The following is a 26,303-nucleotide window of genomic DNA, read 5'->3' as shown; positions in this document are numbered from 1 at the left end:
GACACCCCGGGGACCGCGTACGGCTTCGGCATGGGTGCGCTGCTACTCGTACTTGTACTCGCGCTCGTGCACTCCGTAGCCGACATGGACGCCTCCTGAAGCTCGGGGGCGGCGTAGTTAGGTAACCCTAACCACGGACTGGGTACCATGTGACCACGCGCGAGACGCCCGACGCAACATCTTGCCGACAGATTGTCGGAACATTCACGCAGACGTTCACGCCGACGTTCACACGACACTCAGGTCAACCGTCGCCCACCGCTCCCCCACCCCCGTGAGGGTGACGTGTCGCACCTCGTCCGTGTCCGGGGGTCCGGGGGTCGTCCCCCGGGAAGGCACAGTACCGACGGCCCGGTGGATGAGGAGATGGAGCCGGTCGTCGGTCAGCTCCTCGACCTTGCCCTCGCCCCACTCCACGACGATGACGGACTCGGGCAGCGAGACGTCGAGGTCGAGGTCCTCCATGTCGTCGAGACCGCCGCCCAGCCGGTACGCGTCCACGTGGACGAGCGGCGGGCCGTCACCGAGGGAGGGGTGGACGCGGGCGATCACGAAGGTGGGCGAGGTGACCGCGCCCCGGACCCCGAGTCCCTCACCGAGCCCGCGCGTCAGCGTCGTCTTGCCCGCGCCCAGCTCACCGGTGAGCATCACGAGGTCGCCGGCCCGCAGGTGCTCGGCGAGCCGACGGCCCAACTCCCTCATCTCCTCGGGCGAGTTGACGGTGAGCTCGGCGGACGAGGAGGGCGTGGGGCGCGCGGGGGACTCAGCCGGGTCGTCGTGCGCTGTCGCTGGTGCTTCCATAACCGGAAACGGTAGCCCCTGCCGGCACGGCACCCGCGCGGGTGAGCAGGTCGGCGAGCCGGTCGGTGACCGCCTCCGGGTGCTCCAGCATCACCAGGTGCCCGGCGTCCGGCACGAGGACCAGTTCGGCGTCAGGCAGCAGGTCGGCGATGGCCTCGCTGTGCTCGCTGGGCGTGACGAGGTCGCCGACCCCGGCCAGCACCAGCACGGGCAGATCCTTGAAGTGGCCGAGGGCCTCGGTCTTGTCGTGCTCGGTGAAGGCCGGGTAGAACTCGGCGACGACATCGATGGGCGTGCTCTCGATCATCCGCTCGGCGAACCGGGCGACCGCGGGATCGACGTCCCGCGACGAGAACGAGTACCGCTTGATGATGCCGGCGAAGAGATCGGTGGTGGCCCGCCGCCCCCGCTCCACCCACTCGGCCTGCTGCCCCAGCGCCTTCAGTACGCCGGGCAGCACCCGCCGGACCGCGTTCACGCCCGCGACGGGCAGCCCGAAGTTGACCTCGCCGAGCCGCCCGGACGACGTACCGACAAAGGCGACCGCAACGACCCGCTCCCGGACCACGTCCGGGAACTGGTCGGCGAAGGCCATGACGGTCATCCCGCCCATCGAGTGCCCGACGAGCACGATCGGCCCCTCGGGCACGGCGGCGTCGAGGACGGCTTTCAGGTCCCGCCCGAGCTGGTCGATGGAGAGGGCCACACCCTCGTGCTGGGCGACTCCGCGCCCGGACCGACCGTGGCTGCGCTGGTCCCAGTACACGCTGCGGACGACACCGCGCAGGGCGGCCCGCTGGAAGTGCCAGGAGTCCTGGCTGAGGCAGTAGCCGTGGCTAAAGACGACGGTGACGGGCGCCGGGGCCTTGCGCCCGAAGAGCCGCCGCCGGCGCGGGGTGAGGGACGGCGCGGCCGTCGGGTCGACGTCGTCGACCTCGTAGTACAGCTCGGTGCCGTCGTCGGCGTACGCCTTGCCCGGGGTGCCGCGCAGCGCGCCGTACGGGCCCGTCGAGTCGAGCGCCATCCGCGCCCTCTCCCGGATACCGCGCCCCACGGTGAGCCGCTCGACGGCGACCCCCGCGGCGGCACCGGCGGCCACCACCCCTATGGCGACACCCGCGATACCGGTCGCCCGGCGCCACCCTCCGCCCGTCGCCCCCGCGGCGGAGGCCACGACCGCCGTGGCGGCGCTCGCGACGACCTCCGCACTGCTCTCGCTCACGTACCGCTCCTTGCTGGAATTACCGCTGAAGTTGCCGGTTCTGCTGAAAAGTTGGTGGGCTCGCCGACCTCGGAAGGGTTACCGGAGTCGCCGGGGTTACTCGTGCCGCCCGACCGAAGAAACCTTCGGGCGGCTACCCCTCTCGTTCCTCTTCCTCATTCACATTCACGTATACGCGGGGCACCCGGGTTCCGATGCGGGTGACGATTTCGTACGCGATCGTCCCGGCCGCCTGTGCCCAGTCCTCGGCGGTGGGCTCGCCGCGGTCACCGGGCCCGAAGAGCAGGACCTCCGCGCCCGCTTCGGGCTCGTCGCCCCCAAGGTCGACGACGAACTGGTCCATGGCGACCCGCCCGGCCACGGTCCGCCACTTCCCGCCGATCAGGACGGGACCGGTGCCGGAGGCGTGGCGCGGGATGCCGTCCGCGTAGCCGACGGGGACGAGGCCGAGGGTGGTGGCGCCGGGGGTGACGTAGTGGTGCCCGTAGCTGACGCCGTGCCCGCCCGGTACGTGCTTGACCAGCGCGAGCGAGGCGGCCAGCGTCATCACAGGCCGAAGGCCGAGGTCGGCGGAGGTGCCGATCTCAGGACTCGGCGAGATCCCATATACAGCCACCCCCGTCCGTACGAGGTCGAAGTGCGTGTCCGGACGGCTGAGGACGGCAGGCGAGTTGGCGAGGTGGCGCACATCGGGCCGCAGTCCGTGCCGCTCGGCGTACGCGATCATCTCGTGGAATCGCGTGAGTTGGGCGTCGACGGAGGAGTGTTCGGGTTCGTCGGCGCAGGCGAGATGGGACCACAGCCCGGTCACCCGGATCAGCCCGTCGCGCTCGGCGCGCAGCGCGGCGGCGACGAGCGCGCACCAGTCGTCCCCCGGCTGACAGCCACCGCGCCCGAGCCCGGTGTCGGCCTTGAGCTGGACGCGCGCGGGCCGCCGAGCGGCACGGGCGGCCTCGACGACCTCCCGCAGGGCCCACATCCCGCCCACCGACACGTCGATGTCGGCCTCGATCGCCTCCTGCCAGGGCCCGCCGGGCGTCCAGAGCCAGCACATGACCCGTACGTGGGCGGGAATCCCCGAGCCCGGCCGCCGCAGGGCGAGCGCCTCCTCGGGGGTGGCGGTGCCGAGCCACTCGGCGCCCGCCTCGACGGCTGCCCGGGCACACCGGATCGCCCCGTGGCCGTACGCGTCCGACTTGACGACAGCCATCAGGGCGGCGCCCCGCGCGCGGGCGCGCAGGGTCCGTACGTTGGCCCGCAGGGCGGCCAGGTCGATCTCGGCGCGGGCTCGCAAAGCGGCGGCCGGCAGGGCTGCTGTCTCACTCATGGCGCCCCCAGTGTCTCAGAGGGACCGTGTAGCCCACCCGCGGCTACCCCGCGGCCCGCCGTCCCCACACGTACACCCGGTCGCCCGTCCTCAGAACGCCCCAGAGGGTACGGGCGTCGGCGAGCCGCATATTGACGCAGCCCATGGAGCCGACGGTGGTGTAAATGCTGCCGTAGACGGCGTGGAAGGCCTGGCCACCGCTGAAGAACTGGGCGTAGGGCATCGGGGTGTCGTAGAGGGTCGAGTGGTGGTTCTTGTGCTTCCAGTACACCTTGTGCCATCCGCCGCGCGTCGGATAGGCCGTCCGTCCACTCCGCACGGGCACGGGCCCGTAGACGACCTTCTTCCCCTTCTGCACCCAGGTCAGCTGCCGCCCGAGATCGACACAGGCGACGCGGTAGGTCCGCACGGGACACTTACCGGCGGCGTTCGGATTCTTCCTGGCGGAAAGCAGCTGCATACGGGACCAGGTGACGGGCCCCGCGAATCCGCTGTCCGGCTTGATCCTGTACTTGCGCTGAAAGTCGCGGATGGCCCGGCAGTCGGTGGCGGACTGCTTCCCGTCCACCTTCAGCCTCAGCCAGGACTCGACCTGCCGCTGATAGGGCCCGGTCAGCTTGGAGCAGGCCACTTTCCGAGCGGCGTCACGCAGGGGCACGTACTCGATGAGGTCGTACGTCCCCTGCGCGGCCTCCGCAGGCGCGACGGCGTCCTCCTGCCTCGTCGGCGTGTACACCCGTGGCGCGAGCACCTGGTCCGGGGTGTCGAAGGTCCAGGGCTGGGAGGGGGCGGGCGGCGCTGGGGCCGCGAAGGCAGGGCCACCGGGCGGCAGCACGGCCACCGCGACAAGCAGCACGGTGAGCCCTCGGAGCACGAACGGTCGACTGATCATGCGATCAGGAGAACGTGCGATTGACGACACCGGGCTCAGCCGCGCGGCGGGGTCACCCGACCGTGCGCACCATCCAGCCCGTCCGGCGTTTGAGGACGAGGCCGTTCAGGCCGACAGCGGGGGTCTGGGGGCGCAGCCCCCAGTGGGGGTCCCCCCACTGGGGGAGGGATGGGACGGGTAAGGGCGGCGGGGGCGAAACAACCCCTGGTTCACCCACCCCGAACATCCCGCCAGGCCCGCCCCACCCCCTCCGCCACGTCGTGCGCCCCCACCGGGGCTCCTTCCGACGCCAGCCGCCCCGCCAGTCCGTGCAGATACGCCCCCACACTCCCCGCGTCCAGCGCCGAAAGCCCCGCCGCCAGCAACGACCCGCTCAGCCCCGACAGCACATCACCGCTACCGGCGGTGGCAAGCCACCCCGTGCCGGTCGCGTTGACCCGTACGGCACCCCCTGCCGGGTCGGCGACCAGCGTGGTCGAGCCCTTGAGGAGCACGGTCGCCCCGTAACGGGCGGCGAGTTCCCGCACGGCCGACAACCGAGCCCCCTCCACCTCTCCCCGCCCCACGCCGAGCAGCGCGGCGGCCTCCCCGGCGTGCGGAGTCATCAGCGTCGGCGCGGTACGCCCCCGCACCGCCTCCCGGTCCGCCAGCCGCAGCCCGTCCGCGTCGATCAGCACGGGTACGTCCGCCTCCAGCACCTCGGCGACCGTCGCGGCGTCGTCCCCGGCCCCGGGCCCCACGACCCACGCCTGCACGCGCCCCGCCTTGTGCGGCCCCTGGTCGGACACGAGCACCTCGGGAAAACGGGCGATCACCGCGTCGGCCGCCGGCCCCACGTACCGCACGGCACCGGCGCCACCCCGCAGCGCCCCCGCGACAGCCAGCACAGCGGCCCCCGGATACCGCGCCGAACCGGCCGCGATCCCGACGACTCCTCTCCGGTACTTGTCACTCTCGACGCCGGGCACCGGCAACAGCCGGGCGACGTCCGCGTGTTGCAAGGCCTCCAGCTCGGCCGGCTCGGGAAGCACCTCCCCGAGCCCGATGTCGACGAGCCGCACCGTCCCGGCGTACTCCCGCGCGGGATCGATGAGCAGCCCCGGCTTGTGGGTCCCGAAGGTCACGGTCAGATCGGCCCGCACCGCCACCCCCCGCACCTCACCGCTGTCGGCGTCGACCCCGCTGGGCAGATCGACGGCGACCACGGCGACCCGCGCCTCCCGCACCACCTCGACCAACGCCACGGCATCGTCCCGCAGCCCACCCCGCCCCCCGATCCCGACGATGCCGTCGACGACGAGGTCGGCGCGCCTGATCGCCCTCTCGACGCCGTCACCCCGGGCGTCCATCACTGTCCCGCCGGCTCCCCGCAGGGCCGCGAGCCCTCCGGCATGCGTGCGCTCCGGAGCGAGAAGCACCGCCGTGACACCGGCTCCGCGCCGGGCGAGCCGGGCCCCGGCGTACAGGGCGTCGCCGCCGTTGTCCCCACTGCCGATGAGTAGAACAACCCGGCTGCCGTACACCCGCCCCATCAACTGACCGCAGGCGACGGCCAGTCCGGCCGCCGCGCGCTGCATTAGCGCACCCTCCGGCACCCGCGCCATCAGCTCACGCTCGGCCGCCCGTACCGTCTCCACGCCGTACGCAGTTCGCATACCCCGAGTCTCCCGCACGACGGGCCGACGGGCCCGCCAAGCCCACCCGCTGGGGCCCTACCCCTCCGCGATCACCACAGCCGAAGCCACCCCCGCGTCATGGCTGAGCGACACATGCCATGACCGCACCCCGAGTTCCGCCGCACGCGCGGCCACGGTCCCCGTCACGCGCAGCCAGGGCCGCCCACTGTCCTCGACGCAGACTTCGGCGTCCGTCCAGAGCAGCCCGGCCGGAGCACCCAGCGCCTTGGCGATCGCCTCCTTCGCGGCGAACCGGGCGGCGAGGGACGCGACACCCCGCCGCTCACCGCTGGGCAGCAGCAACTCGCTCTCCAGGAAAAGCCGTTGGGCCAACGCGGGCGTCCGCTCCAGCGAGGCCCGAAACCGCTCGATCTCGGCGACGTCGATCCCGACTCCGATGATGCTCATGCGGGCACTCTACGATCCGTCAGCCCTGTTCAGGAGCACTACCCGGCACAACCTCCGGGTCCGCCGCGAACAGGTCCTCCGCGCGCTCCACAGTGCCGACGCGGTCGAGCCAGTCGTCGAGGCGAGCAAGGTCGGCGCAGGTGGTGACGCGGTCGCGGATGTCGTCGGAGACGGGGAGCCGCCTTACTTCCAGCACGGTCAGAATCGTCTTGGCCTTCCCCTTCGCCAGGCCGTTCGCGTAGCCGATGGCCCACTGCTCGGCGTATCCCGGCGGCCAGTTCTCGATCTTTCCCCGCAGATACGCGATCTCTCCGGGCGACAACCCGTCCCGCTTGAGGATCTCCTCAATTCTGCGGTGGAGTTCAGCCATGGCCCTCTCGGGCGAGAGGCCCACCAGAGCCATGGCCGCCACAAGCCCCGTGGCGATGCCGGAGACTTCCTCATCCAGTTCCGGGCGCATCACGCGGCGGCCCGCAGCTCGCACCACACGAATTTGCCGCGATTCCCGAACCGGGACAGCGGCTGCCACCCCCAGAGATCGGAACAAGCCCGCACCATTCCGAGCCCGCGCCCGTCCTCCGAGTCGGTGAGCTGGCTCAGCTCCTGTGGCGGCTCCGGCGGTCGAGGATCGGCGTCCCAGGCCCCGATCCTCAGGACGCCGGCCGACCAGCGAACACGTAGGGCTGCGGGCCCCTTGGTATGCCGTACGGCGTTCGAAACGAGCTCGGCGGCGAGGAGTTCGGCGACGTCGACGAGGCCGATCAGTCCGTGCATGGTCAGGATCAGGCGGAGGGTGCGGCGGCTGACGGTGACCGCTCGGGGGTCGTTGGGGATGTAGAGGGAGTACTCCCAGGACTCGGGGTCGGACGTGAACTCGGGTTCGGCATCGATTTCGGGCATGCGTCAACTCCCGTTCGGTGGTGGGGGTTGCGGTCGGGCGGGTGGTGGCATGCCGCAGCCGTCGTGGCAGGACGGAGTGGTGCGCTTCCGGGGATCCCGGCGTTCCGCAGGGTGTGCGTCGCGTCACCGACGGTACGTCTAACCTGTAATCCCGAGCAAGCCGATCGCGTAATCTGACCCCGAATGAGCGGCACCGGCAGGCAGGTTGAGCAAGGAGCTATGGATGGTCCTCAGGCGCGAACCCACCGCGCGTCAACTGCGCCTGGGAATCGAGTTGCGCAGACTCCGCGAGGGGGCAGGACTCACCGCCATCGAAGCGGCAGCACTGCTGGGGGCGAATCGCGTCCAGATGAGCCACATCGAAAACGGACTCGCGGGCGTGAGCGAGCAACGACTCCGCCGCCTCGCATCCCACTACGCCTGCATGGACGAGGAGTTCATCGACGCCTTGGTCGCGATGGCCACCGACCGAACGCGCGGTTGGTGGGAGGAGTACCGGGGGCTGCTGCCCACGTCCTTCCTTGACTTGTCGGAGCTGGATCACCACGCCGTTTTCCAGCACGAGGTAGCCGTCCTCTACGTACCCGGCCTGTTGCAGACCGAGGACTACGCTCGCGCCGTTTTCTCCGGCCGCGTTCCCGAACTAACGCACGATGAACTTGAGTTGCGCGTCAGCCACCGAATGAGACGTCAGCAGCTCTCCATTCCGTACGAGCTGGTGATCCACGAGTCGGCCCTACGCATCAGGGTCAGCGACCGTGCCGCTACCCGTGCTCAACTCGCCAGACTCCTGGAGCGCTCCGAAGCGGACCACGTCACCGTACGCGTCATCCCCTTCGATCTGGACGGCTTCGCCAGAGCCGCCAGCACCATGACGTACGTGGGTGGCTCCGTACCCAAACTGGACACGGTGGTGCGTGACGTACCCCATGGCTCAGCCTTCATCGACTCTGAAGGACAGCTCAGCGTCTTTCGAACGCGCTTCCGTAAGGTGGAAGCCGTATCGCTCGACCCCTCACGGTCGCGTGACTTCATGAACCGGTTGACGAAAGAGCTGTGAGGTACCCCATGGACAACTGGCGGAAGTCGTCCTATTCAGGCCCCGACGATGGCAACAACTGCGTGGAAATAGCCAACTCCCCCACCCACACAGCCATCCGCGACTCCAAGGCCCCAGCCACCCGCAGCCTCACCTTCCCGGCCTCCGCCTACACCCCTTTCATCGACTCCCTCAAGTCGCCGACACGCGGCAGCGCGCCCAGGTCGCAGTAGGCGCCCAGGCACGCCAAAAGCCCCGCCGCTCGAAAGCGACGGGGCCTCTGGTACTGCATAACATGGGAATTGTGGAGATGGCGGGAATCGAACCCGCGTCCAACGGTGCGGAATCAGGGCTTCTCCGTGTGCAGTTCGCTGTGCTTTTCTCGGCCCCGGCAATCACGCGAACAAGTCGCCGACGGGCCCAGTCACTGTTAGATTTCCCTCTTCACCCCGTGACCGGGATCAAGGTTTAGTCCCCTAGCTGATGCCAGGATCCGGGTCGGGAACACTCCCGGGCTGACACTCCCATTAGTGCGGAGCAGGCTCGTCGCTACCTGAAATCAGGCGGCGAGAGAGAACTGCTGCGCGGAAGAATCGCTGTTAGAATTGGCGATTATTTTTTTCGGCCTGTGGTTTACGAGATCATGGCCGCTTCCTCGACACGCTTCACCTGCTTCGACAGCCGCTGTCGAAACCGATCATCCCCATGTTGTTTTTTCAATCCCCTCCGAAGAGGAGTCCCTCCGGGGAGGGTGGCGCACCCTCGGTGAGGTGCAGTTGCCATCGTACGTGACCAACGCGCACGCGTGCCACCAATATTCCGCCCGCCTGTCGAGCCGCCGGCCGGGGCGCCGCGCGGTGCGGCTACGCGTGTTGCTGCTTGCGCTTCACCGCCGAGACCGCCCGGTCCGTCTCGCGACGGTCCTGCTTCTCCCGCAGCGTCTGCCGCTTGTCGTACTCCTTCTTGCCTCGGGCCAGCGCGATCTCGACCTTCGCCCGGCCGTCCTTGAAGTACAGGGCGAGGGGCACGATCGCATGACCCGACTCCTGCGACTTCAACTCCAGTTTCTCGATCTCCGCGCGGTGCAGCAGCAGCTTCCGCTTGCGCCGGGCGCTGTGGTTGGTCCAGGTGCCCTGGCTGTACTCCGGCACGTGCACGTTGTGCAGCCACGCCTCGTTCCCGTCGAGCTGAACGAAGCCGTCGACGAGCGAGGCACGCCCCTGACGCAGCGACTTCACCTCGGTACCGGTGAGGACCAGACCGGCCTCGTAGGTGTCGATGATGGCGTAGTCGTGGCGTGCCTTCTTGTTCTGGGCGACCAGCTTGCGCCCTGTTTCCTTAGCCATAGTCCCGCCATTTTCGCACTAGGAGGGCGCTGGAGGGAAAGTCGATTACCAAGGGGACCGGGCAGGGACCACCAGCGGACCACGAGCGGACTATAAGCAAGCTACGAAGGATCGCCCAGACCGCTCAGCACGGTCTCCGCCTGCTCCAGTGCTCCCTGGTCGGCGTCGAGGTCGGGCGTGAGGCCCACGCCGTCGACGCTGCGCCCCGCCGGGGTGCGGTAGTGGCCGACGGTCAGCTCGGCGACGGAGCCGTCGGGCAGCCGGCTCGGCATCTGCACCGAGCCCTTGCCGAAGGTCCTGGAGCCCACGACGACCGCCCGGCCGCGGTCCTGGAGGGCGCCGGTGAGCAGCTCGGCCGCGCTCATCGTGCCGCCGTCGACCAGCGCGACCAGCGGCCTGGTGGTGTCGCCGCCCGGATCGGCGTGCAGGGCACGCTGCTCGCCGTTGACGTCGTACGTGGCGACGAGGCCGCCGTCGAGGAAGGCGGAGGCGGCGGTGACGGCCTCGGTGACCAGCCCGCCGGAGTTGCCGCGCAGGTCGAGGATGATCCCGGCGCCGGCCGGGGCCGCCCGTACCGCGCCGCGCACCACGTCGCCGACCCCCTTGGTGAAGGCGGCGACCCGGATGACGGTGACCTTGCTCGCGGCAACCTGCCGGACGGTCGCGGAGTCCGTGGAGAGCTGAGCCCGGCGTACGGTCTCGCTCCACGCGCGCGTGCCGCGTTCCAGCCCGAGCCGGACGGTCGTACCGGCTGCGGCGTCCTGCGCGTCACCGCGGAGTAAGGAGACGACCTCGGTGACCGGCCGTCCGTCGACCGCCTCGCCGTCCACACTGCGCAACCGGTCTCCGCTGCGGATCCCGGCGACGGCCGCGGGCGACCCGGAGCGCACCCTGGTGACCTCGATACGGCCGTCCCGCTCACGCCGGGCCCACAGCCCGACGCCCGTGTACCGACCGTCGAGGGCCTCCTCGAGCTCCTCGTAGTCCCCCGGGGAGTACACCGCTCCCCAGCGGTCCCCGCTGCGGCTGACGGCGCGCTCGGCGGCTTCCATGGGGGACTTTCCGTCGGCCATGGCCTCGGCGGCAGCGGCGGCGACCTCCTGATGGCGCCCGGCGGGGACGGCGGAGCGGGCCGTGTCCGGGAGAGGGGACTTCCGTTCGGTGGGCTCGGGGAGTGAGCCGGTGGCCGCGCCGGCGACCAGGACACTGGCGAAGAGCAACGTCAGAGCCGCCCCGCGGCCTGCGCGGCGGGGCTGTGTGAACAGGTCGCGGCCCGACATGCCGGTGAGTCTAGGACAAGGCGAAGGGCCGTACGGTCGGATGTCCGAACGGCCCCCTTGGCATGCGTCACACCTTCAGGTACTTGCGCAACGCGAAGAACGCGGCCAACGCGGGCATCAGCATGCTCGTGGCGAGGATCAGCGGCAGCTTCGTCAGTACGGCGTCCCAGCCCAGGAAGGTGATCAGGTTGAGTTTCGAGGACAGGGCCATGCCGTGGTCGATGGTGAAGTACCGGCCCAGGACCAGGAAGACGCAGGCCAGCCCACCGCCGATCACGCCGGCGACGGCGGCCTCCATGATGAACGGCGCCTGGATGTAGAAGCCGGACGCGCCGACCAGCCGCATGATCCCCGTCTCACGCCGACGGCTGAACGCCGAGACACGCACCGTGTTGACGATCAGCAGAAGAGCGATGATCAGCATGAGCGCCATCACCCAGAGCGCCGCCTGGTTCATCAGGTTCAGCAGCTCGAAGAGGTTGTCAAGGATGCCTTTCTGGTCCTGCACGGACTGCACCCCGTCGCGCCCGTCGAACGCGGTCGCGATGACCTGGTACTTCTCCGGGTCCTTGAGCTTGATCCGGTACGACTCCTGCATCTGGTCCGGGGTGAGCGAACTGGCCAGCGGGGAGTCGCCGAACTGCTCCTTGTAGTGCTTGTAGGCCTCGTCCGCGGACTCGTACGTGACCGCCTGCACGACCGAGTCCATCTTCTTCAGATCGGCGAGGATCTGCTTCTTCTGGTCGGTGGTCACCGCGCCCTTGGCACAGTTCGGGTCGGACTCGGCGTCGCTCTTGTTGCAGAGGAACACCGAGACGTTGACCTTGTCGTACCAGTAGCCCTTCATCGAGCTGACCTGGTCGCCCATCAGGAGCGACGCGCCGAACAGGGCGAGCGACAGGGCTACGGAAATGATGACGGCGAACGTCATCGTCAGATTGCGTCGGAGACCGACACCGATCTCCGACAGTACGAACTGGGCGCGCATGGCGAGCTCAAGCCTTTCCGGGAACTCCGAGGACCGTCTGTGTCACTGACCACCAGTGATCGACAGTGACCGTGACCGTGACCGTCAGTGCTGGTAGCCGTAGACGCCACGCGCCTGGTCGCGGACGAGACGACCCTTCTCCAGCTCGATGACGCGCTTGCGCATCTGGTCGACGATGTTCTGGTCGTGCGTCGCCATCACCACGGTCGTGCCCGTCCGGTTGATCCGGTCGAGCAGCTTCATGATGCCGACGGAGGTCTGCGGGTCGAGGTTGCCGGTCGGCTCGTCGGCGATCAGCAGCTTGGGCCGGTTAACGAAGGCCCGCGCGATGGCGACTCGCTGCTGCTCACCACCGGACAGCTCACCCGGCATCCGCTCCTCCTTGCCACCCAGACCGACGAGGTCGAGCACCTGGGGCACGGACTTGCGGATCTCGCCCTTCGACTTGCCGATGACCTCCTGCGCGAAGGCGACGTTCTCGGCGACCGTCTTGTTCGGCAGCAGCCGGAAGTCCTGGAACACCGTCCCCAGCTGGCGCCGCATCTGCGGCACCTTCCAGTTGGAGAGGCGCGCGAGGTCCTTGCCCAGGACGTGCACCTGGCCGTGACTGGCGCGCTCCTCGCGGAGGATCAGTCGCAGGAAGGTGGACTTTCCGGAGCCGGAGGACCCGACGAGGAAGATGAACTCACCCTTCTCGACCTCCAGGGTGACATCCCTGAGGGCGGGGTGGCTCTGCTTGGGGTAGAGCTTGGAGACGCTGTCGAATCGGATCACGGATACACCACGGACCATCGGGGGCAGGTGACCGTGACCATACGCGAACCGAGCACGGGAGCGCAGTCACGGGAGTGCTTTGCACAAGGCTTGTGCCCTTTTATGCCGGCCGTGAGCGGTCTCACACACTCGGCCGACCTCGACTGACCCGGGGAAGCGCTGGGCAGAATAGGGCGAGCCGCGCCGAAATCCGCGGAACCTGGCACAGTGGAGCGTGGAGTGGGGAACGGTTGCGTCCCCGGAAGCGTTGTGAACGTAGAAGCGGCGCGAGGAGGGCAAGCGCATGACGTACGACCGACTGGTGTGCGCGAACTGCGCGGCGCCCGTGAGTGAGGGACGCTGTCGCGTCTGCCGGGCCAGCCGTCAGCGGTTGCAGGAAGACGGTCAGTTCGGCGGACTCAACCCGATGGCCCTGATCGCACTGCTGGCGGTGCTGATCGCGGCACTGGCGCTGGTGGCGCACCAGACCGCATAGCCCGAGCACAGCCCTGGCAACACACGACACGCGTAAGGGCCCGGAGCACGAAGCTCCGGGCCCTTACGCGTGCGCACTGCTACCCGTAGTGCTCGCAGTACGGGTAGCAGTGCGCACTACGGGTACTGCTCAGGCTGCTGCGCCGCCACGGCCGCCCACGAGGCGCGGGAGGACGCGGAAGGCGATTCCACCGGCGATCATGGTGGCGGCGCCGATGATCAGGAAGCCCGTCTCCGCGGCACCGGTCTCGGCGAGCTCGTCGCCCGAACCCTGGGCCGAGGTGTCCGAGCCCGTGTCGGTGAGGGCCGAGGAGCCCTCTTCCTGGACGGAGGTGTTGGAGCCGCCGTCGGGGTCGGTGTTGCTGTTGCCGCCGTCGGAGCCGTCGCCGCCGGTGCCCGTTTCGTCGCCCGTCGAGTCGTCGGACGGGGTCGCGGTCGGGTCCTCCTCGGTGGGCTCACTCGGCTCGGTGGAGGGCTCCTCGGGCTCCGAGGTGTCCGGGGCGGACTCGGTGGGCTCCGGCTCCTCGGGCTGCGAGGTCTCGGGGTCGGCCGTGGTGGGCGCCGGGTCGGTCGGGATCTCGGTCACGGGATCCGTCGGCTCGTCCGGGCTCGGCGTACCGGCACAGACCTCGATCACGCAGTCGTCGCCGTCGGTGGCGGAGGCTATGCCCGCGGCGGTGAAGGACGCACCAGCGGCGATCACCGCTCCGGCCGCGATCCGCGCGACCCGGATCCGCGTCTTGTTCGTCATATGGCTGCTACCCCCATGTAGCTAATTCATCAGTGGAGCCGCGCTCGGGGCCGTGATCGACAGGAGCGGCAGTGCGCACCCCCGGTTCACATGCGCCCCAGAGATACGCATGCCGAGCCTCACCTTTTCGATTTTCCAAGAGCACGTCAAGGTCGTTGCGCGCGCAATGTCCCCTTGCTCCTCGCTTGCCGCACATCAGACCCTGTGAGTGTGATGTAAAACCCAGGCATCTCCCGACGCAAAGCAACCGCCGCCCGGTGGGCGACGGTTGCTTTGTCGACAAGGCGTCCTTCGGACGCGTTCGGGCGCGTCCTGCGGAGTGCTACTTCTCCTGCTGCTTGCGCCAGCGAATTCCGGCTTCGAGGAATCCGTCGATCTCACCGTTGAACACGGCCTCGGGGTTGCCGACTTCGAACTCCGTCCGCAGGTCCTTGACCATCTGGTACGGGTGCAGGACGTACGAACGCATCTGATTTCCCCAGGAGTTGCCGCCGTCGCCCTTGAGTGCGTTCATCTTGGCCTGCTCCTCCTGACGGCGCCGGTCGAGGAGCTTGGCCTGGAGGACGTTCATCGCGCTTGCCTTGTTCTGGATCTGCGAACGCTCGTTCTGGCAGGAGACGACGATGCCGGTGGGAAGGTGGGTCAGGCGCACCGCGGAGTCGGTGGTGTTGACGCCCTGACCGCCGGGGCCCGACGACCGGTAGACGTCCACCCGCAGTTCGGACTCGTCGATCTCGATGTGATCGGTCGTCTCCACGACGGGCAGGATCTCCACCCCGGCGAACGAGGTCTGTCGGCGCCCCTGGTTGTCGAAGGGCGAGATGCGTACGAGGCGATGTGTGCCCTGCTCGACGGACAGCGTCCCGTAGGCGTACGGGATCTGGACGGCGAAGGTGGTCGACTTGATGCCGGCCTCTTCGGCGTACGACGTCTCGTAGATCTCGGTCTTGTAGCCCTTCTGCTCGGCCCACCGCAGGTACATGCGCTGCAGCTTCTCGGCGAAGTCGGCGGCGTCGACGCCACCGGCCTCCGCGCGGATGTTGACGAGGGCCTCACGGGCGTCGTACTCGCCGGAGAGGAGGGTACGGACCTCCATCTCGTCGAGGGCCTTCTTGACGGAGGTCAGCTCCGTCTCGGCCTCGGCGAGGGTGTCCTGGTCGTCCTCCTCCTCGGCCATCTCGAAGAGCACGCTCAGATCGTCGATCCGCCCGCGCAGCGCCTCGGCCTTCCTCACCTCCGCCTGGAGGTGGGAGAGCTTGCTGGTGATCTTCTGCGCTTCCTCCGGGTCGTCCCACAGGGACGGCGCTGCCGCCTGCTCCTCGAGCACGACGACATCTGCCCTCAGCTTGTCGAGGTCCAGGACGGCCTCGATCGACTCCATGGTCGAGGAGAGGGACTTGAGCTCTTCGGATACATCGACGACTGCCACGACACCAGCGTAACGGCTCCGCCGAGCGGCAGGATTTCGGTCTCGCCCGGAGCGAAATCGGCGAGGCCGGTGCAGCCCAGGCCCGTTTTCCCAGCCACCCACCCATTTACGGCATCTATTCAGCGCGGGCAACACCCCTTCAGCCCGGCCGGCACCATCCAGCCCGTCCGGCGTTTGAGGACGAGCGCGTTCAGCGCGATGGGGGGTCTGGGGGCGCAGCGGCGCAGCCCCCCCAGGAGCCTCACGGTGACGCCGGGGCCGAGTTTCTCGTCTCCTGAGGTGTCGCTCCCGCGTCGTCGCCCGACAGGGCCACCCACGTGCCGACCCCCACCGCCGCCACCAGCACCACCGCGGCCGCCCCCAACGTCACCCTGCGCCGCCGCGCCGAAGCCCGGTGCCGCGCCGAGCCGGGCCGCGGGGCGCCCACGGGACGCGGCACGCGGGCCGTGCCCAGCGCCCCGCCCGCCAGCTCGTCCGGCCCGGGCACCCGCATCGACGTGTGCGTGTCCCGGTTCGAGTCCGGCTTCGCGCCACGCACCAGCGGCACCGCACCCCGCCGTACCCGCTCCCCCGCCGGTACGGCCACCTCGTCGTACCCCTCGTCCCGCGAACCCTGTCCCGACCCCTGGCCATTCCCGTGCCCCTGGCCCTGCCCGGACTGCTCGTCGTCCTCCGAGTCCGGCTCGTCCACGTCCAGCGGCGGCATCCCCACCAGCAAGGGCAACTGCTCCCGCAGCCGCGCCCCCAGCTCCGACGCCCGCAGCCGCGACGCCGGCGCCTTCGCCAGGCACTGCACGAGCAGCTGCCACAGTTCCTCGGGGATACCGGGGAGGGGGACCACCGTCTCCGTCACGTGCCGGCGCAGCACCGCGCCCGGGTGGCCGCCGCCGAAGGGCGTGAAGCCGGCCAGCAGCTCGTAGAGGACCGTCGCCAGTGCGTAGATGTCGACCGCCGCGCGCGGGGGCAGGCCCTCGACGATCTCCGGCGCCAGATAGTCCGGTGTGCCGATGATCTTCGTGGCCCGGGTCCGCCGCGGTGAGTCGATGAGTTTCGCGACGCCGAAGTCGGTCAGGAGGGCGGGGTGCGCGCCGCCGGGACCCAGGGGGCCCTGCATGTCCAGCAGCACGTTCTCCGGCTTCACGTCGCGGTGCACGACCCCGGCGGCGTGCGCGGCGGACAGCCCGTCCGCGACGTCGGCCACTATCGCGACCGCGGCCTCGGGGGCCAGCCGGCGTTCCCGGTCGAGCCGGGTGCGCAGGTCCGTACCCCGCACCAGGTCCATGACCAGCGCGAGGTCGTTCCCGTCGACCACCAGGTCCCGTACGGACACGATGTTCGGATGCTCGAGCCCGAGCAGGGCGGTCCGCTCCTGCACGAAGCGTCCGACGAGCTCCTGATCCGACGCCAGGTCCTCGCGCAACAGCTTGACGGCGACGGGACCCTCGGGTCCCTCGCCCAGCCACACCGTGCCGGCGCTGCCCCGCCCCAGGATCTGGTTGGCGGTGTACCGGCTGCCGATCTTCCGTGCCAAGACTGCTCCTACAGACGCGTGTTGCCGACGGCGCCGATCCGGGTGACTCCCTCGGGACCCTCACCCGACAAGACCTCGACCTCAGCCGACAAAGCTACGCGTCCGGAGGGGCAACCTTCACCGCCAGGACGGAAATCACCCGCCAGGTGTCGACAAATCCCCAGAGTCGCACCGGAATCCCGACCGGAGCACCGCCCACCTGATCCCCAAATGCCCCGGCTACGACCTGATTGGGCGGAGCGTCTCCCCGAAACCGGAAAACCTCCGCGCCCAACCGGAAACCCTCCGCGCTACTGGTTCTGCTGGCGCGAAACCCACTCGCTGACCTGGTCGTACCAGTCACCGATCTGGTCGAAGAACCCCTTCGTCGACCCGATCCACCCCTGGAGCGGGGTCAGTTCCCAGATCAGCCAGGCGGCGACGAACAGGACGACGATCGTGAACAGGCACCCCTTGAGGCAGCCGAGCCCCGGGATCTTCATCCGGTTGGCGCTGCGCTGCCGGGGTTCCCTCGGCGGCCGGCTCTCGGGCTGCTGAGGGCGCTGGGGCGCCGGGGCGGGGGCGGGCGGCGCGTACCGCTGGGGCTGCTGCCGGGGCTGGTGCTGCCGGGGCTGGTGCTGCTGGGGCGGCGGCGCGTACTGCTGGTGCTGGGGCTGCCCGCCCTGCCCCGGACCCTGACCCGGGCCCTGTGGATAGCCGTAGCCGGGCTGGGGCTGCTGACCCCGCTGCTGCTGACGCGACGGCGGGGGCTGCTGCTGGGGCTGTTGCTGCGGCGGCCGGCCCGGCTGTCGCTGGGGCCGGCGGCGCAGGGGGTCCTCCCCGGGGTCCAGGTACTGGACCTGCGTCTGCTCGTTGCGGTCCCGGGCGGCGCGCAGCTGGTTCTGCCAGGGATGCGGTTCCTCGGGCCCTCCGGAACCGCCGGGGCCGCCAGTCTGGTTCGGCGGCACGGACGGCAGGACGGCCGTGGGGTCCGCGGCGCCGACAGCGCCCATCGCCCCCACGGGACCGGGCCCGCCGGTGTGCGGCAGCACGCTGGTGGCGGCGTTCGGGTCGTACGCTCCGGCGGCGCCCGCGCCGTACGGCAGCACCTGTGTCGGGTCGCCCGAGCCGGGCACCGCGGTCGGCGCCGGATCCGGTGCGAGCAGGTGGACGACCCCGTCGGCCGCCGCGATCTGCATCGAGTTGGAGTGGACGCCGATGCCCTCGGCCACGACGCGCAGCCCGCGCGCGAGGTTCTCGGCGCTGGGGCGTTCGTCCGGGTTCTTGCGCAGGCAGCGCTCGATGACCGTCCACAGCGGTTCGGGCACGGTCGAGGGGCGGCGCGGCTCGGCGGTGAGGTGCTGGTGCAGCACCTCGAGGGCGGACCCGCCACCGAACGGCGGACGACCGGTGACCAGCTCGTACATCAGGATGCCGGCGCCGTAGATGTCGACGGCGGAGGTCTGCGGACGGCCTTCGGCCGACTCCGGGGCGACGTACGCGGGCGTGCCGACGAACTCGTGGGTGCGGGTGAGGCCCGGGGAGTCGGCGAGGCGGGCGATGCCGAAGTCGGTGAGCATCGGATGCATCCGGCCGTTGTCCTGCATGAGCAGGACGTTGGCGGGCTTCAGGTCCCGGTGCACGACACCGTCGGCGTGGCTGACGGCCAGCGCGTCGGCGATCTGGGCGGTGAGGAGAGCGGCGGCGACCGGTGTGAAGGGCCCGTTCTCCCGCAGGTACCGGTGCAGGTCGGGCCCGTCGATGAGGTCCATGACCAGCGCCAGCAGATCGCCCTCGACGACCAGGTCCCGTACCCGGACGATGTTCGGGTGCCTCAGTCTCAGCAGCACGGACCGCTCACGCAGGAAGCGCATCACGATGTCCGGGTCGTTGGCGAGCTCCTCCTTGAGGACCTTGATCGCCACGGTCTCGCCGGGCTGGCCCGCCACGGCCGCCTCGGCTCCCGCGGTCTCCCGCTGGCGGGCACGCCAGACAGTGCCTGTGGCGCCGCGTCCCAGCGGCTCCTCAAGGAGGTACTTGCTCCCTACCGGCCGCACGTCATGGCTCCCTTACGTACGTACATCCCGTACACAGTGCTTCCGAGGTTCCGAGTTTCCGATTTTCCGACCCACTCTAGTGCCGCGCCCCCAGGACAGCCCGGGTGACGACCGCCGTCCACAGTCGGCTACGTACGGCCCCCTTCTCGCGTTCGACGGAAAGTCGACGGGAAAGACGTCTCATCGGGCCCATCGGTTGCCGAATCCCGAACGTGACCGATCTCAAATCGATTACCAAACCGATCCCAAACGGACAGCCGTCGGTCACTGGTCAGGCACTTTTGCGGGCAGAGGCGACCATTCAAGATCACTTATGGGTGGGGGGCGGGCGCGTTGTCAGTGGCAGATGCGAGGATGCCTCCAGTACTGGCCTACGTGCTCGTGTGCGGTGGGGGAAGTCCGCGGTGGTGGGACCCGTGGCGTGGCTTCGTCCTCCTTTCCGGGTGTCCGTGCAGAAGGGACCGCTGACGGCGATGCAGATCCGGCTGACCGTCGTAGACCCGCTGGGCCCGCCCTCGGAGCCGTGGGCGCGCGCCGCGAGCTGCGACGTACTGGTCACCGCTCCCGCCGGCACGGCGCTCGCCGCGGTCGCCTCGGCCCTGGCGTCGGTGGTCGCGGGCGACAGGGTTCCGTCCCCGCCCGAGCGCCCAGGCCGCGAGAGCGGCGGCCCGGTGGTGCTGTACGCGGGCGACCAGCGCCTCGACACCCAGCGCTGCACCCTCGGCGAGCCCCCGCTGGGCGACGGCGCGGTGCTCGCCCTGGGCACTCCCGCCGAACCGGAGCCGCACCCCGAGGCGGACGAGGTGGCGGCCCAGCTGCACGTGGTCGCGGGACCGGACGCGGGCGGGGTCCATCTCCTGCACGGCGGTCAGATCACCATCGGCCGCTCCGCCGACGCCGACGTCCCGCTGGACGACCCGGACGTCTCCCGGCTGCACTGCGCGGTCACGGTCGCGGAAGACGGCCGCATAGGGGTCGCGGACCTCGGCTCCACGAACGGTACGACGCTGTCCGGCACCCGCCTCGGCACCCGTCCGGTCCGCCTCGCGCCGGGCGCGCTGCTGCGCATCGGTGAGTCGGCCCTGCGGCTGACCCCGCCCGGGGACGCGGGCGCGCGCGTGGCCACGACCCCGGACGGCGAGGGGCACGTGCGCGTGAGCGTCACCGAAGGGCACCCCAAGGCCTCGGAGCGGACGCCGGACGAGTCGGAGACCACCGGGACCACCGGCAATACCGGGAACAACCACAACAGGCGACCCTCCCCAACTGCGTCCCCCGCATCCCCGTCCGGTCCGTCTCAGGTGCCTCCCGCGCGCGTGCGGCCCGGCGGCATGGCGAAGCCGCCCTCCGGGGAGACCCATCACGCCTACGGTTCGGCGAGTTGGGGAGCCGCCGGGGACGTACCCGAGTCGCGTGGTGCGCGGAGTCCGGCGGAGGCGGCGCAGCCGCTCGTCCCGGGACAGGGCCGGGCACCGAGGATCGAGAGCCGGGGAACCACGGGCCCGGCGGGTACGGCCAGGGCATCGGGCACTGGCGGGGACACCCACGGAGCCGGGTTCTCCCTGCCGGGACCGATGTCCGGGGCTGCCGCGGCAGCCCCGGGACGCGCCCAGGACGACGCGGACGCGGAGGCCTCCGCGGGCAGCGGACGCAAGGGGACGCCCCTCAGGGGGACGGACGTCCCGCAGGGTGTGCGCAAGCGCGGCGGGCTCTCCAAGTGGGCGCGCAGGCTGACCGGCGGGCGCTCGGAGGAGGAGACGCCCGAGGGCGAGGTGTACGACGACGAGGGCCCGGTGTCCGACGCGGCGGCCCCGGAGTTCACGGACGCCCCGCCGCAGGCCCCGGAGAGCTGGCCCGACCCGGCGACGCTGCTGCTCACGGCCCTGGGCCCCGGTCCCCGGCTCTGGGAGCGCGGACCGCGACACCCGGAAGCGCTCACGGTCCGGCTCGGTACGGCGGACCGCGCGGCCCCCGACGGCTCGGGGCTGCTGCCCGCCGTATCGGTGACCGCCGGGCTGCGTGAGGTCGGGGCACTGGGACTGGCGGGGCCCCGCGCGCGGCTCGCGGGGCTGGCCCGCGCGGTGGTGGCCCAGCTGACGGCGCTGCACTCCCCCGAGGTCCTGGAAATCGTCCTGATCAGCACGGACCGCTCGCGCACCCCCGAGGAGCGCGCCGCCGAGTGGTCCTGGCTCGGCTGGCTCCCGCATCTGCGCCCCGGGCACGGCCAGGACTGCCGCCTCCTCGTCGCCTACGACCGCGAACAGGCCACGGCCCGCACCGACGAACTCCTGCGGCGCCTGGAGGACCACGACACGGAGGCGGCGGCGAAGAGCCTCGCCACGGGTGACGGAGAACCGGACCGGAGCGCCCAGAGCGACCAGGGAGCGGACCGGCGGCCCTCCTGGGCCCGGGACGACGACCCTGCCGGGCCGGCGGACGGTTTCGGGGGCCCGTACACCGTGGTCGTCGTGGACGGGGACCCGGGCGGTGCCGCGGTCCGGGAGGCCGTCGCGCGGCTGGCGCAGGAGGGACCCCGGGCCGGAATCCACCTCGTGTGCCTCGCGGAGACGGAGGCGGCGTCGCCCGCGTCACCGGTGACGGAGACGTACGAGGCGGCGTGCGCGGCCTCGCCGCCCTTCCGTGAGTGCGGGGCGGTGGCGCTGCTCAGCGGTGACGTCGCCACGGCGCTGCACGTGATGCGGGTGGCGCGGGCGGGGGCGACAGCACCTGGGCGGACCCGCTCCCCCGACACCGACATTGACACCGGCGGCGACACCGACTTCGCCGACGCGACGGTCCGGACGTCCGTCGGGAGCGCCGGGCTGGTCGGGCAGGGCTCCGTCGCCGCCGTGGACGCCGTGTCCCTGGCCTGGGCCGAACGGTTCGCGCGGGCGCTGGCTCCGCTGCGCACCGACGGTGCCGCCGGCGGACGGCAGCAGCGCGTCTCCTCACCCTTGCCGCAAGCGGCGCGGCTGCTCGACGAGTTGGGTCTCGCCCGGGCCACCCCGGCGTCCCTGATGGCGCGTTGGGCGGACGCGGCCGACGACAAGGAGACGCTCGGCGGCCGGGCCTGGGCCGTCCTGGGCGCCGGTCCGCGCGGGCCCGTCGGCGTGGACCTCGCGGCCGAGGGACCCCACCTGCTGATCGAGGGCCCGCCCGGCAGCGGGCGTACGGAGTTGCTGCGGGCGGTCGTCGCGTCGCTGGCCGCCGCCGAGCGGCCCGACCGGCTGGGCATGGTCCTGATGGACGGCCGGGACGGCACCGGTGGGAACGGGAGCGGCGGAGGCGGAGGTGGCTCGCCGCACGGGGAGGGGCTGCGGGTGTGCACCGACCTTCCGCATGTCACCACTCACCTCACGGCCAACGACCCGGTCCGTATGCGGGAGTTCGCCCAGTCGCTCAGCGCCGAGCTGAAGCGGCGGGCCGAGTTGCTCGGGCGGGTCGGTTTCGGCGAGTGGCACACCGGGCGCGAACTGTCCGGCCGGATCGGGCCGCAGCGGTCCGGGGCGGGGTCGGGATCAGGATCAGGGCTCAAGTCGGCCAATCACGGTTCGGTGGGCGCGGGGGCGGGTGAAGGCGCCGGGGATCTCGATTCGCCACCCAGTTCGACGATGCGGTTGCGGCCGGCGGCGAGCCGGCGGCGCACGGAGACACCGCCCCTGGCCCGCCTCGTGGTGGTCGTGGACGACCTGGACGCGTTGGTGTCGCCGGCGCTGGGGTCGCCGGGGCGGCCGTCGGCGGGGTCCGTTGTGCGGGCGTTGGAGGCGGTGGCCCGGGAGGGCGAGCGGCTCGGGGTGCATCTGGTGGCCGCGGCGGGCGTCGGTGGGCGTACGGCGGAGACCGAACTGGCCCGGGGGGCCGCGCTGCGGGTCCTGCTGGACGCGCCGGCGCCGGGGCCGGACGAACCCGCGGCCGGGCGGGGCCGGTTGAGCGGGGCGGACGGGAGAGGGATCCCGTTCCAGGGCGGGCGGGTGACGGGGCGTATCCCTCGTACGGCGACACTGCGGCCGACGGTCGCCGCGCTGGACTGGCAGCGGATGGGAGATCCGCCGACGCGTCGGCCGGTGCGGGAGTTGGGCAATGGGCCCACGGACTTGGCGCTGTTGGCGAGCGCGTTGGAGCGGGCGGCGCGGTCGGTGTCGGCGACAGAGGTGCCGTCGCTGTTGTGACCCCGTCCCGTCCTGTCCCGACCCTGGGGGCTGCGCCCCCCAGACCCCCCTACGGCCCTGAACGGGCCTTGTCCTCAAACGCCGGACGGGCTGGAGGGTGCCGGACAGGCTGGATGGTGCCGGACGGGCTGGAGGGGTGCCGGCCAGCGCTGAAGAGGTGTTGCCCGCGCTGGATTCATGCGGTGAACGGGTTGGTGGGTGGGAAACAAGGGCCTGGGCTGCAGCCGCGTCGCCGTCAAATACCGGACGGGCGGGACGGGTGGGAAAGCGGTTCGAGGGCACCCGGTGAACAGACCGAGTCGGGTGGGCGGGTGGGCGACCAAGGACACGACGCGGTCACGATCACCCGCTTGACACCGCAGGCGTACTTGCCGACCCCCACGACCCGGCGTAGACCGGAGCCCACGGGACAAGCGCCGAACACGTTCAACGCCGAACGACGAACGGGGCACACATGCGCAGCACGCTACGTACACGCACCCTGACCGCTCTCTCCGCCGCAGCCCTCACCCTCACCCTCACCTCCTGCGGCTCCGACGACGACCCGGGCGACAAGGCCACCGACACCAGCACGGGCACCGGCGGTGACACCTCCGCCTCCGTCAAGCTCCCTAAGCTCGACGGCCAGACCTTAGAGGTCGCCGCCGTCTGGACGGGCCCCGAGCAGGAGAACTTCACCAAGGTTCTCAAGGAGTTCGAGAAGCGCACCGGCGCGAAGGTCAACTTCGTACCGACCGGCAACAACACCTCCACGTTCCTCGGTACGCGGATCCAGGGTGGCAAGCCCCCGGACGTCGCGTTCCTGCCGCAGGTCGGCGTGCTGCACCAGTTCGCCGAGAAGGGCTGGCTCAAGCCGCTCGGCACGGACGCGCAGGCCCAGCTCGACAAGAACTTCGACACCGGCTGGAAGGACCTCGGCGCCTTCGAGGGCAAGCAGTACGGCATCTACGTCAAGGCCGCCAACAAGTCCCTGGTCTGGTACAACACCGCCGCGTTCGAGGCAGCGGGCCTCACCGAGGCCCCCGCCACCTGGAAGGACTTCGTCGCGGCGGCCCAGACCCTGTCCGACGCCGGCTCCCCCGCCGTCTCCGTGGGCGGCGCCGACGGCTGGACCCTCACGGACTGGTTCGAGAACGTCTATCTCTCACAGGCGGGCCCGGAGAAGTACGACCAGCTCGCCAAGCACGAGATCAAGTGGACCGACCCCTCCGTCAAGGACGCCCTGACCACCCTGGCCGAACTCTGGGGCAAGGACGATCTCCTCGCGGGCGGTCGTTCCGGCGCGCTGGCGACCGAGTTCCCGAAGTCGGTCACCCAGACCTTCTCCGGTGACACCCCGGCGGCAATGGTCTTCGAGGGCGACTTCGTGGCCGTCAGCATCAACGCCGACACGAAGGCCAAGATCGGCACGGACGCGAAGGTCTTCCCGTTCCCGGCGGTCGGCGACCAGGCACCCGTCGTCAGCGGCGGCGACGTCGCCGTGGCGCTGAAGGACGGCGCGGGCGCACAGGCCCTCCTGACGTTCCTCGGCTCGACCGACGCCGCCGAGATCTGGGCGGCCCAGGGCGGCTTCCTCTCGCCCAGCAAGGCGATGGACCAGAAGGCGTACAAGGACGACGTCACCCGGGATATCGCCAAGGCCCTCATCAAGGCCGGCAACGACTTCCGCTTCGACATGTCCGACCAGGCCCCGGCCGCCTTCGGCGGTACCCAGGGCGTCGGTGAGTGGAAGGACCTCCAGGACTTCCTGAAGAACCCGAAGGACATCGCGGGCACCCAGCAGAAACTAGAGACCGACGCCGCCAAGGCGTACAAGAACGGCTGACGGCCCCGGCATGGAGTCGAAGACAGGCACAGACACAGACACAGAAGACGCGAAGTCACACGACCCGAAGAGAGACAAGGCAAAGAGAGAAAAGACCACGAGCGTCACCGGCACCCGCTGGTGGGTGGCAGGCCTGTTCCTGCTGCCCGCCCTGATCCTGCTGGGCTCGCTCGTCGTCTACCCGATCGGCTACTCGGTCTGGCGCAGCCTGTACGACGCCGACGGCTCGGGCTTCGTCGGCCTGGAGAACTACGGCGACATCTTCACGAACGACGCCACGCTGACCGCCGTACGCAACACGGCGATCTGGGTGGCGGTCGCACCCGCCCTCGTCACCGCGCTCGGTCTGATCTTCGCGGTCCTGACCGAACGGGTGCGCTGGGGTACGGCGTTCAAGCTGATCGTCTTCATGCCGATGGCGATCTCGATGCTCGCGGCGGGCATCATCTTCCGCCTCGTCTACGAGGCGGACCCGGACCAGGGTGTCGCCAACGCGGTCGTGACATCCGTGCACGACGCCTTCGTGGACGCCTCCGTCTATCCGAAGGCCCGGCCGAACGCCCAGGCCAGCGACCTCAAGGCGTCAGGCGGGGGCTCGTTCACCTCCACCGGAACCGTCAGCCCGGGCACCCCGGCGCTGCTGCCCCTCGTGGGCATCGCGCCCAACAAGCTCCCCGGCACACCCGCGGACGCGAAGGCGGCCGGCGCCTCCGGTTCCGGGATCAGCGGCACCGTCTGGCTGGACTTCAAGCTCGGCGGTGGCGGTACGAAGGGCCAGGTCGACCCGGGTGAGAAGGCGCTGGAGGGGGTCAAGGTCGAGGCCGTGAAGGACGGGAAGGTCGTCGCCTCGGCGACCAGCGGCGCCGACGGGACCTTCAGCCTGCCAGCCGACGCCGACGGGGCCCAACTGCGCCTGCCGGGCTCGAACTTCGCCACCGCCTACAGCGGGATCGACTGGCTCGGGCCCACCCTGGTCACCCCGGCCATCATCGGCAGCTACACCTGGATGTGGGCCGGGTTCGCGATGGTGCTCATCGCGGCGGGGCTCGCGGGTGTGGACCGGAACCTGCTGGAGGCGGCGCGGGTCGACGGCGCGAACGAGTGGCAGGTGTTCCGGCGGATCACCGTGCCGCTCCTCGCACCTGTGCTGGTCGTCGTTCTCGTCACGCTGATGATCAACGTGATGAAGGTGTTCGACCTCGTCTACATCATCGCCCCGCAGCCGAGTCAGGACGACGCCAACGTCCTCGCGCTCCAGTTGTTCCTGTCGTCGTTCGGCGGTGGCGGCAACTACGGCGTCGGCAGCGCGATCGGCGTCATTCTGCTGCTGCTCGTCCTGCCGGTGATGTTCGTCAATCTCCGTCGACTCAGGAAGGAGCGTCAGCGGTGACGGCTCTCGACCCGACCATCGACCCTCCCCTCGATCCCCCCGTCG

General features: G+C 70.6%; 22 protein-coding genes and 1 other RNA gene. 6 read left to right on the top strand and 17 right to left on the bottom strand.

Annotated elements, in window-relative coordinates:
• Positions 1-228: 228 nt before the first annotated feature.
• The 8 genes from tsaE to G3I56_RS06425 all read right to left on the bottom strand — a co-directional run bounded on the left by tsaE (position 229) and on the right by G3I56_RS06425 (position 7,226).
• Complete coding sequence (tsaE, locus tag G3I56_RS06460) at positions 229-801, bottom strand: tRNA (adenosine(37)-N6)-threonylcarbamoyltransferase complex ATPase subunit type 1 TsaE (RefSeq protein ID WP_164407905.1); 573 nt, start codon at positions 799-801, stop codon at positions 229-231.
• Positions 764-2,023, bottom strand: coding sequence for an alpha/beta hydrolase (locus G3I56_RS06455; protein ID WP_164407904.1), 1,260 nt, complete (start codon positions 2,021-2,023; stop codon positions 764-766). Before G3I56_RS06455 ends, tsaE begins: the two co-directional genes overlap by 38 nt.
• Positions 2,024-2,156: 133 nt before the next feature.
• Positions 2,157-3,350 (bottom strand): alanine racemase, encoded by a 1,194-nt coding sequence (gene alr, locus G3I56_RS06450; RefSeq protein ID WP_164407903.1) that lies wholly within the window; start codon positions 3,348-3,350, stop codon positions 2,157-2,159.
• A 43-nt stretch (positions 3,351-3,393) separates the two neighbouring features.
• Complete coding sequence (locus G3I56_RS06445) at positions 3,394-4,242, bottom strand: L,D-transpeptidase (protein WP_164407902.1); 849 nt, start codon at positions 4,240-4,242, stop codon at positions 3,394-3,396.
• Positions 4,243-4,451: 209 nt separating this feature from the next.
• On the bottom strand, positions 4,452-5,897 hold the full coding sequence (locus G3I56_RS06440) for an NAD(P)H-hydrate dehydratase (protein ID WP_164407901.1): 1,446 nt from the start codon (positions 5,895-5,897) through the stop codon (positions 4,452-4,454).
• 57 nt (positions 5,898-5,954) lie between these two features.
• Complete coding sequence (locus G3I56_RS06435; RefSeq protein ID WP_164407900.1) at positions 5,955-6,326, bottom strand: holo-ACP synthase; 372 nt, start codon at positions 6,324-6,326, stop codon at positions 5,955-5,957.
• 19 nt (positions 6,327-6,345) lie between these two features.
• Entirely contained in the window at positions 6,346-6,810 is a 465-nt protein-coding gene (locus tag G3I56_RS43630) for a hypothetical protein (RefSeq protein ID WP_239134751.1), read from the bottom strand.
• A complete protein-coding gene (locus tag G3I56_RS06425; protein ID WP_164407899.1) occupies positions 6,786-7,226 on the bottom strand; it encodes an ATP-binding protein in 441 nt (146 codons plus the stop codon). The genes G3I56_RS43630 and G3I56_RS06425 overlap by 25 nt, the downstream gene beginning before the upstream one ends.
• Positions 7,227-7,449: 223 nt before the next feature.
• On the opposite strand from G3I56_RS06425, the gene G3I56_RS06420 reads away from it, so the two are divergent.
• Both G3I56_RS06420 and G3I56_RS06415 read left to right on the top strand, forming a co-directional pair.
• Positions 7,450-8,286, top strand: coding sequence for a helix-turn-helix transcriptional regulator (locus G3I56_RS06420; RefSeq protein ID WP_164407898.1), 837 nt, complete (start codon positions 7,450-7,452; stop codon positions 8,284-8,286).
• Between the two features lie 8 nt (positions 8,287-8,294).
• Positions 8,295-8,498, top strand: coding sequence for a DUF397 domain-containing protein (locus G3I56_RS06415; protein WP_164407897.1), 204 nt, complete (start codon positions 8,295-8,297; stop codon positions 8,496-8,498).
• Positions 8,499-8,567: 69 nt separating this feature from the next.
• Here G3I56_RS06415 and ssrA read toward each other — a convergent pair.
• From ssrA to ftsE, 5 genes are all read right to left on the bottom strand, one after another.
• Positions 8,568-8,970: a transfer-messenger RNA gene (ssrA, locus tag G3I56_RS06410) on the bottom strand.
• A 158-nt stretch (positions 8,971-9,128) separates the two neighbouring features.
• The gene (smpB, locus tag G3I56_RS06405) at positions 9,129-9,611 is read right to left on the bottom strand and encodes an SsrA-binding protein SmpB (RefSeq protein WP_164407896.1); all 483 of its coding nucleotides are present in this window, start codon (positions 9,609-9,611) and stop codon (positions 9,129-9,131) included.
• Positions 9,612-9,712: 101 nt separating this feature from the next.
• Positions 9,713-10,891 (bottom strand): S41 family peptidase, encoded by a 1,179-nt coding sequence (locus G3I56_RS06400; protein WP_164407895.1) that lies wholly within the window; start codon positions 10,889-10,891, stop codon positions 9,713-9,715.
• A 67-nt stretch (positions 10,892-10,958) separates the two neighbouring features.
• Complete coding sequence (gene ftsX / locus G3I56_RS06395) at positions 10,959-11,879, bottom strand: permease-like cell division protein FtsX (protein ID WP_164407894.1); 921 nt, start codon at positions 11,877-11,879, stop codon at positions 10,959-10,961.
• Between the two features lie 84 nt (positions 11,880-11,963).
• Positions 11,964-12,653 (bottom strand): cell division ATP-binding protein FtsE, encoded by a 690-nt coding sequence (gene ftsE / locus G3I56_RS06390; RefSeq protein WP_164321062.1) that lies wholly within the window; start codon positions 12,651-12,653, stop codon positions 11,964-11,966.
• A gap of 283 nt (positions 12,654-12,936) precedes the next feature.
• Here ftsE and G3I56_RS06385 point away from each other — a divergent pair, with 283 nt between their 5' ends.
• Positions 12,937-13,128, top strand: a complete 192-nt coding sequence (locus tag G3I56_RS06385) for a hypothetical protein (protein ID WP_164407893.1) — start codon at positions 12,937-12,939, stop codon at positions 13,126-13,128.
• Between the two features lie 129 nt (positions 13,129-13,257).
• On the opposite strand, the gene G3I56_RS06380 is transcribed toward G3I56_RS06385, so the two are convergent.
• From G3I56_RS06380 to G3I56_RS06365, 4 genes are all read right to left on the bottom strand, one after another.
• Positions 13,258-13,878, bottom strand: coding sequence for a hypothetical protein (locus G3I56_RS06380; RefSeq protein ID WP_164407892.1), 621 nt, complete (start codon positions 13,876-13,878; stop codon positions 13,258-13,260).
• 322 nt (positions 13,879-14,200) lie between these two features.
• Entirely contained in the window at positions 14,201-15,307 is a 1,107-nt protein-coding gene (gene prfB, locus G3I56_RS06375; RefSeq protein ID WP_164407891.1) for a peptide chain release factor 2, read from the bottom strand.
• A 241-nt stretch (positions 15,308-15,548) separates the two neighbouring features.
• Positions 15,549-16,838, bottom strand: a complete 1,290-nt coding sequence (locus G3I56_RS06370) for a serine/threonine-protein kinase (RefSeq protein WP_164407890.1) — start codon at positions 16,836-16,838, stop codon at positions 15,549-15,551.
• A 290-nt stretch (positions 16,839-17,128) separates the two neighbouring features.
• Positions 17,129-18,874 (bottom strand): serine/threonine-protein kinase, encoded by a 1,746-nt coding sequence (locus G3I56_RS06365; protein ID WP_164407889.1) that lies wholly within the window; start codon positions 18,872-18,874, stop codon positions 17,129-17,131.
• 473 nt (positions 18,875-19,347) lie between these two features.
• Between G3I56_RS06365 and G3I56_RS06360 the strand changes: the two genes are divergently transcribed.
• The 3 genes from G3I56_RS06360 (at position 19,348) to G3I56_RS06350 (ending at position 26,258) form a co-directional block, all read left to right on the top strand.
• Positions 19,348-23,043: an FHA domain-containing protein gene (locus G3I56_RS06360; RefSeq protein WP_164408188.1), complete on the top strand. Its 3,696-nt coding sequence runs from the start codon at positions 19,348-19,350 to the stop codon at positions 23,041-23,043.
• Between the two features lie 454 nt (positions 23,044-23,497).
• Positions 23,498-24,868, top strand: a complete 1,371-nt coding sequence (locus G3I56_RS06355; RefSeq protein WP_164407888.1) for an ABC transporter substrate-binding protein — start codon at positions 23,498-23,500, stop codon at positions 24,866-24,868.
• A gap of 10 nt (positions 24,869-24,878) precedes the next feature.
• The gene (locus G3I56_RS06350) at positions 24,879-26,258 is read left to right on the top strand and encodes a sugar ABC transporter permease (RefSeq protein ID WP_239134750.1); all 1,380 of its coding nucleotides are present in this window, start codon (positions 24,879-24,881) and stop codon (positions 26,256-26,258) included.
• Positions 26,259-26,303 lie beyond the last annotated feature (45 nt).

It is taken from the genome of Streptomyces sp. SID12488, assembly GCF_010548275.1.
GTDB lineage: Bacteria > Actinomycetota > Actinomycetes > Streptomycetales > Streptomycetaceae > Streptomyces.
This window is presented reverse-complemented; position numbering and strand designations above follow the sequence as displayed.

Coding starts and splice junctions, on each gene's coding strand:
- tsaE (WP_164407905.1), bottom strand. CDS start 801: ATGGAAGCACCAGCGACAGCGCACGACGACCCGGCTGAGTCCCCCGCG.
- alr (WP_164407903.1), bottom strand. CDS start 3,350: ATGAGTGAGACAGCAGCCCTGCCGGCCGCCGCTTTGCGAGCCCGCGCC.
- G3I56_RS06445 (WP_164407902.1), bottom strand. CDS start 4,242: ATGATCAGTCGACCGTTCGTGCTCCGAGGGCTCACCGTGCTGCTTGTC.
- G3I56_RS06440 (WP_164407901.1), bottom strand. CDS start 5,897: ATGCGAACTGCGTACGGCGTGGAGACGGTACGGGCGGCCGAGCGTGAG.
- G3I56_RS06435 (WP_164407900.1), bottom strand. CDS start 6,326: ATGAGCATCATCGGAGTCGGGATCGACGTCGCCGAGATCGAGCGGTTT.
- G3I56_RS06425 (WP_164407899.1), bottom strand. CDS start 7,226: ATGCCCGAAATCGATGCCGAACCCGAGTTCACGTCCGACCCCGAGTCC.
- G3I56_RS06420 (WP_164407898.1), top strand. CDS start 7,450: ATGGTCCTCAGGCGCGAACCCACCGCGCGTCAACTGCGCCTGGGAATC.
- G3I56_RS06415 (WP_164407897.1), top strand. CDS start 8,295: ATGGACAACTGGCGGAAGTCGTCCTATTCAGGCCCCGACGATGGCAAC.
- smpB (WP_164407896.1), bottom strand. CDS start 9,611: ATGGCTAAGGAAACAGGGCGCAAGCTGGTCGCCCAGAACAAGAAGGCA.
- G3I56_RS06400 (WP_164407895.1), bottom strand. CDS start 10,891: ATGTCGGGCCGCGACCTGTTCACACAGCCCCGCCGCGCAGGCCGCGGG.
- ftsX (WP_164407894.1), bottom strand. CDS start 11,879: ATGCGCGCCCAGTTCGTACTGTCGGAGATCGGTGTCGGTCTCCGACGC.
- G3I56_RS06385 (WP_164407893.1), top strand. CDS start 12,937: ATGACGTACGACCGACTGGTGTGCGCGAACTGCGCGGCGCCCGTGAGT.
- G3I56_RS06380 (WP_164407892.1), bottom strand. CDS start 13,878: ATGACGAACAAGACGCGGATCCGGGTCGCGCGGATCGCGGCCGGAGCG.
- G3I56_RS06360 (WP_164408188.1), top strand. CDS start 19,348: ATGCAGATCCGGCTGACCGTCGTAGACCCGCTGGGCCCGCCCTCGGAG.
- G3I56_RS06355 (WP_164407888.1), top strand. CDS start 23,498: ATGCGCAGCACGCTACGTACACGCACCCTGACCGCTCTCTCCGCCGCA.
- G3I56_RS06350 (WP_239134750.1), top strand. CDS start 24,879: ATGGAGTCGAAGACAGGCACAGACACAGACACAGAAGACGCGAAGTCA.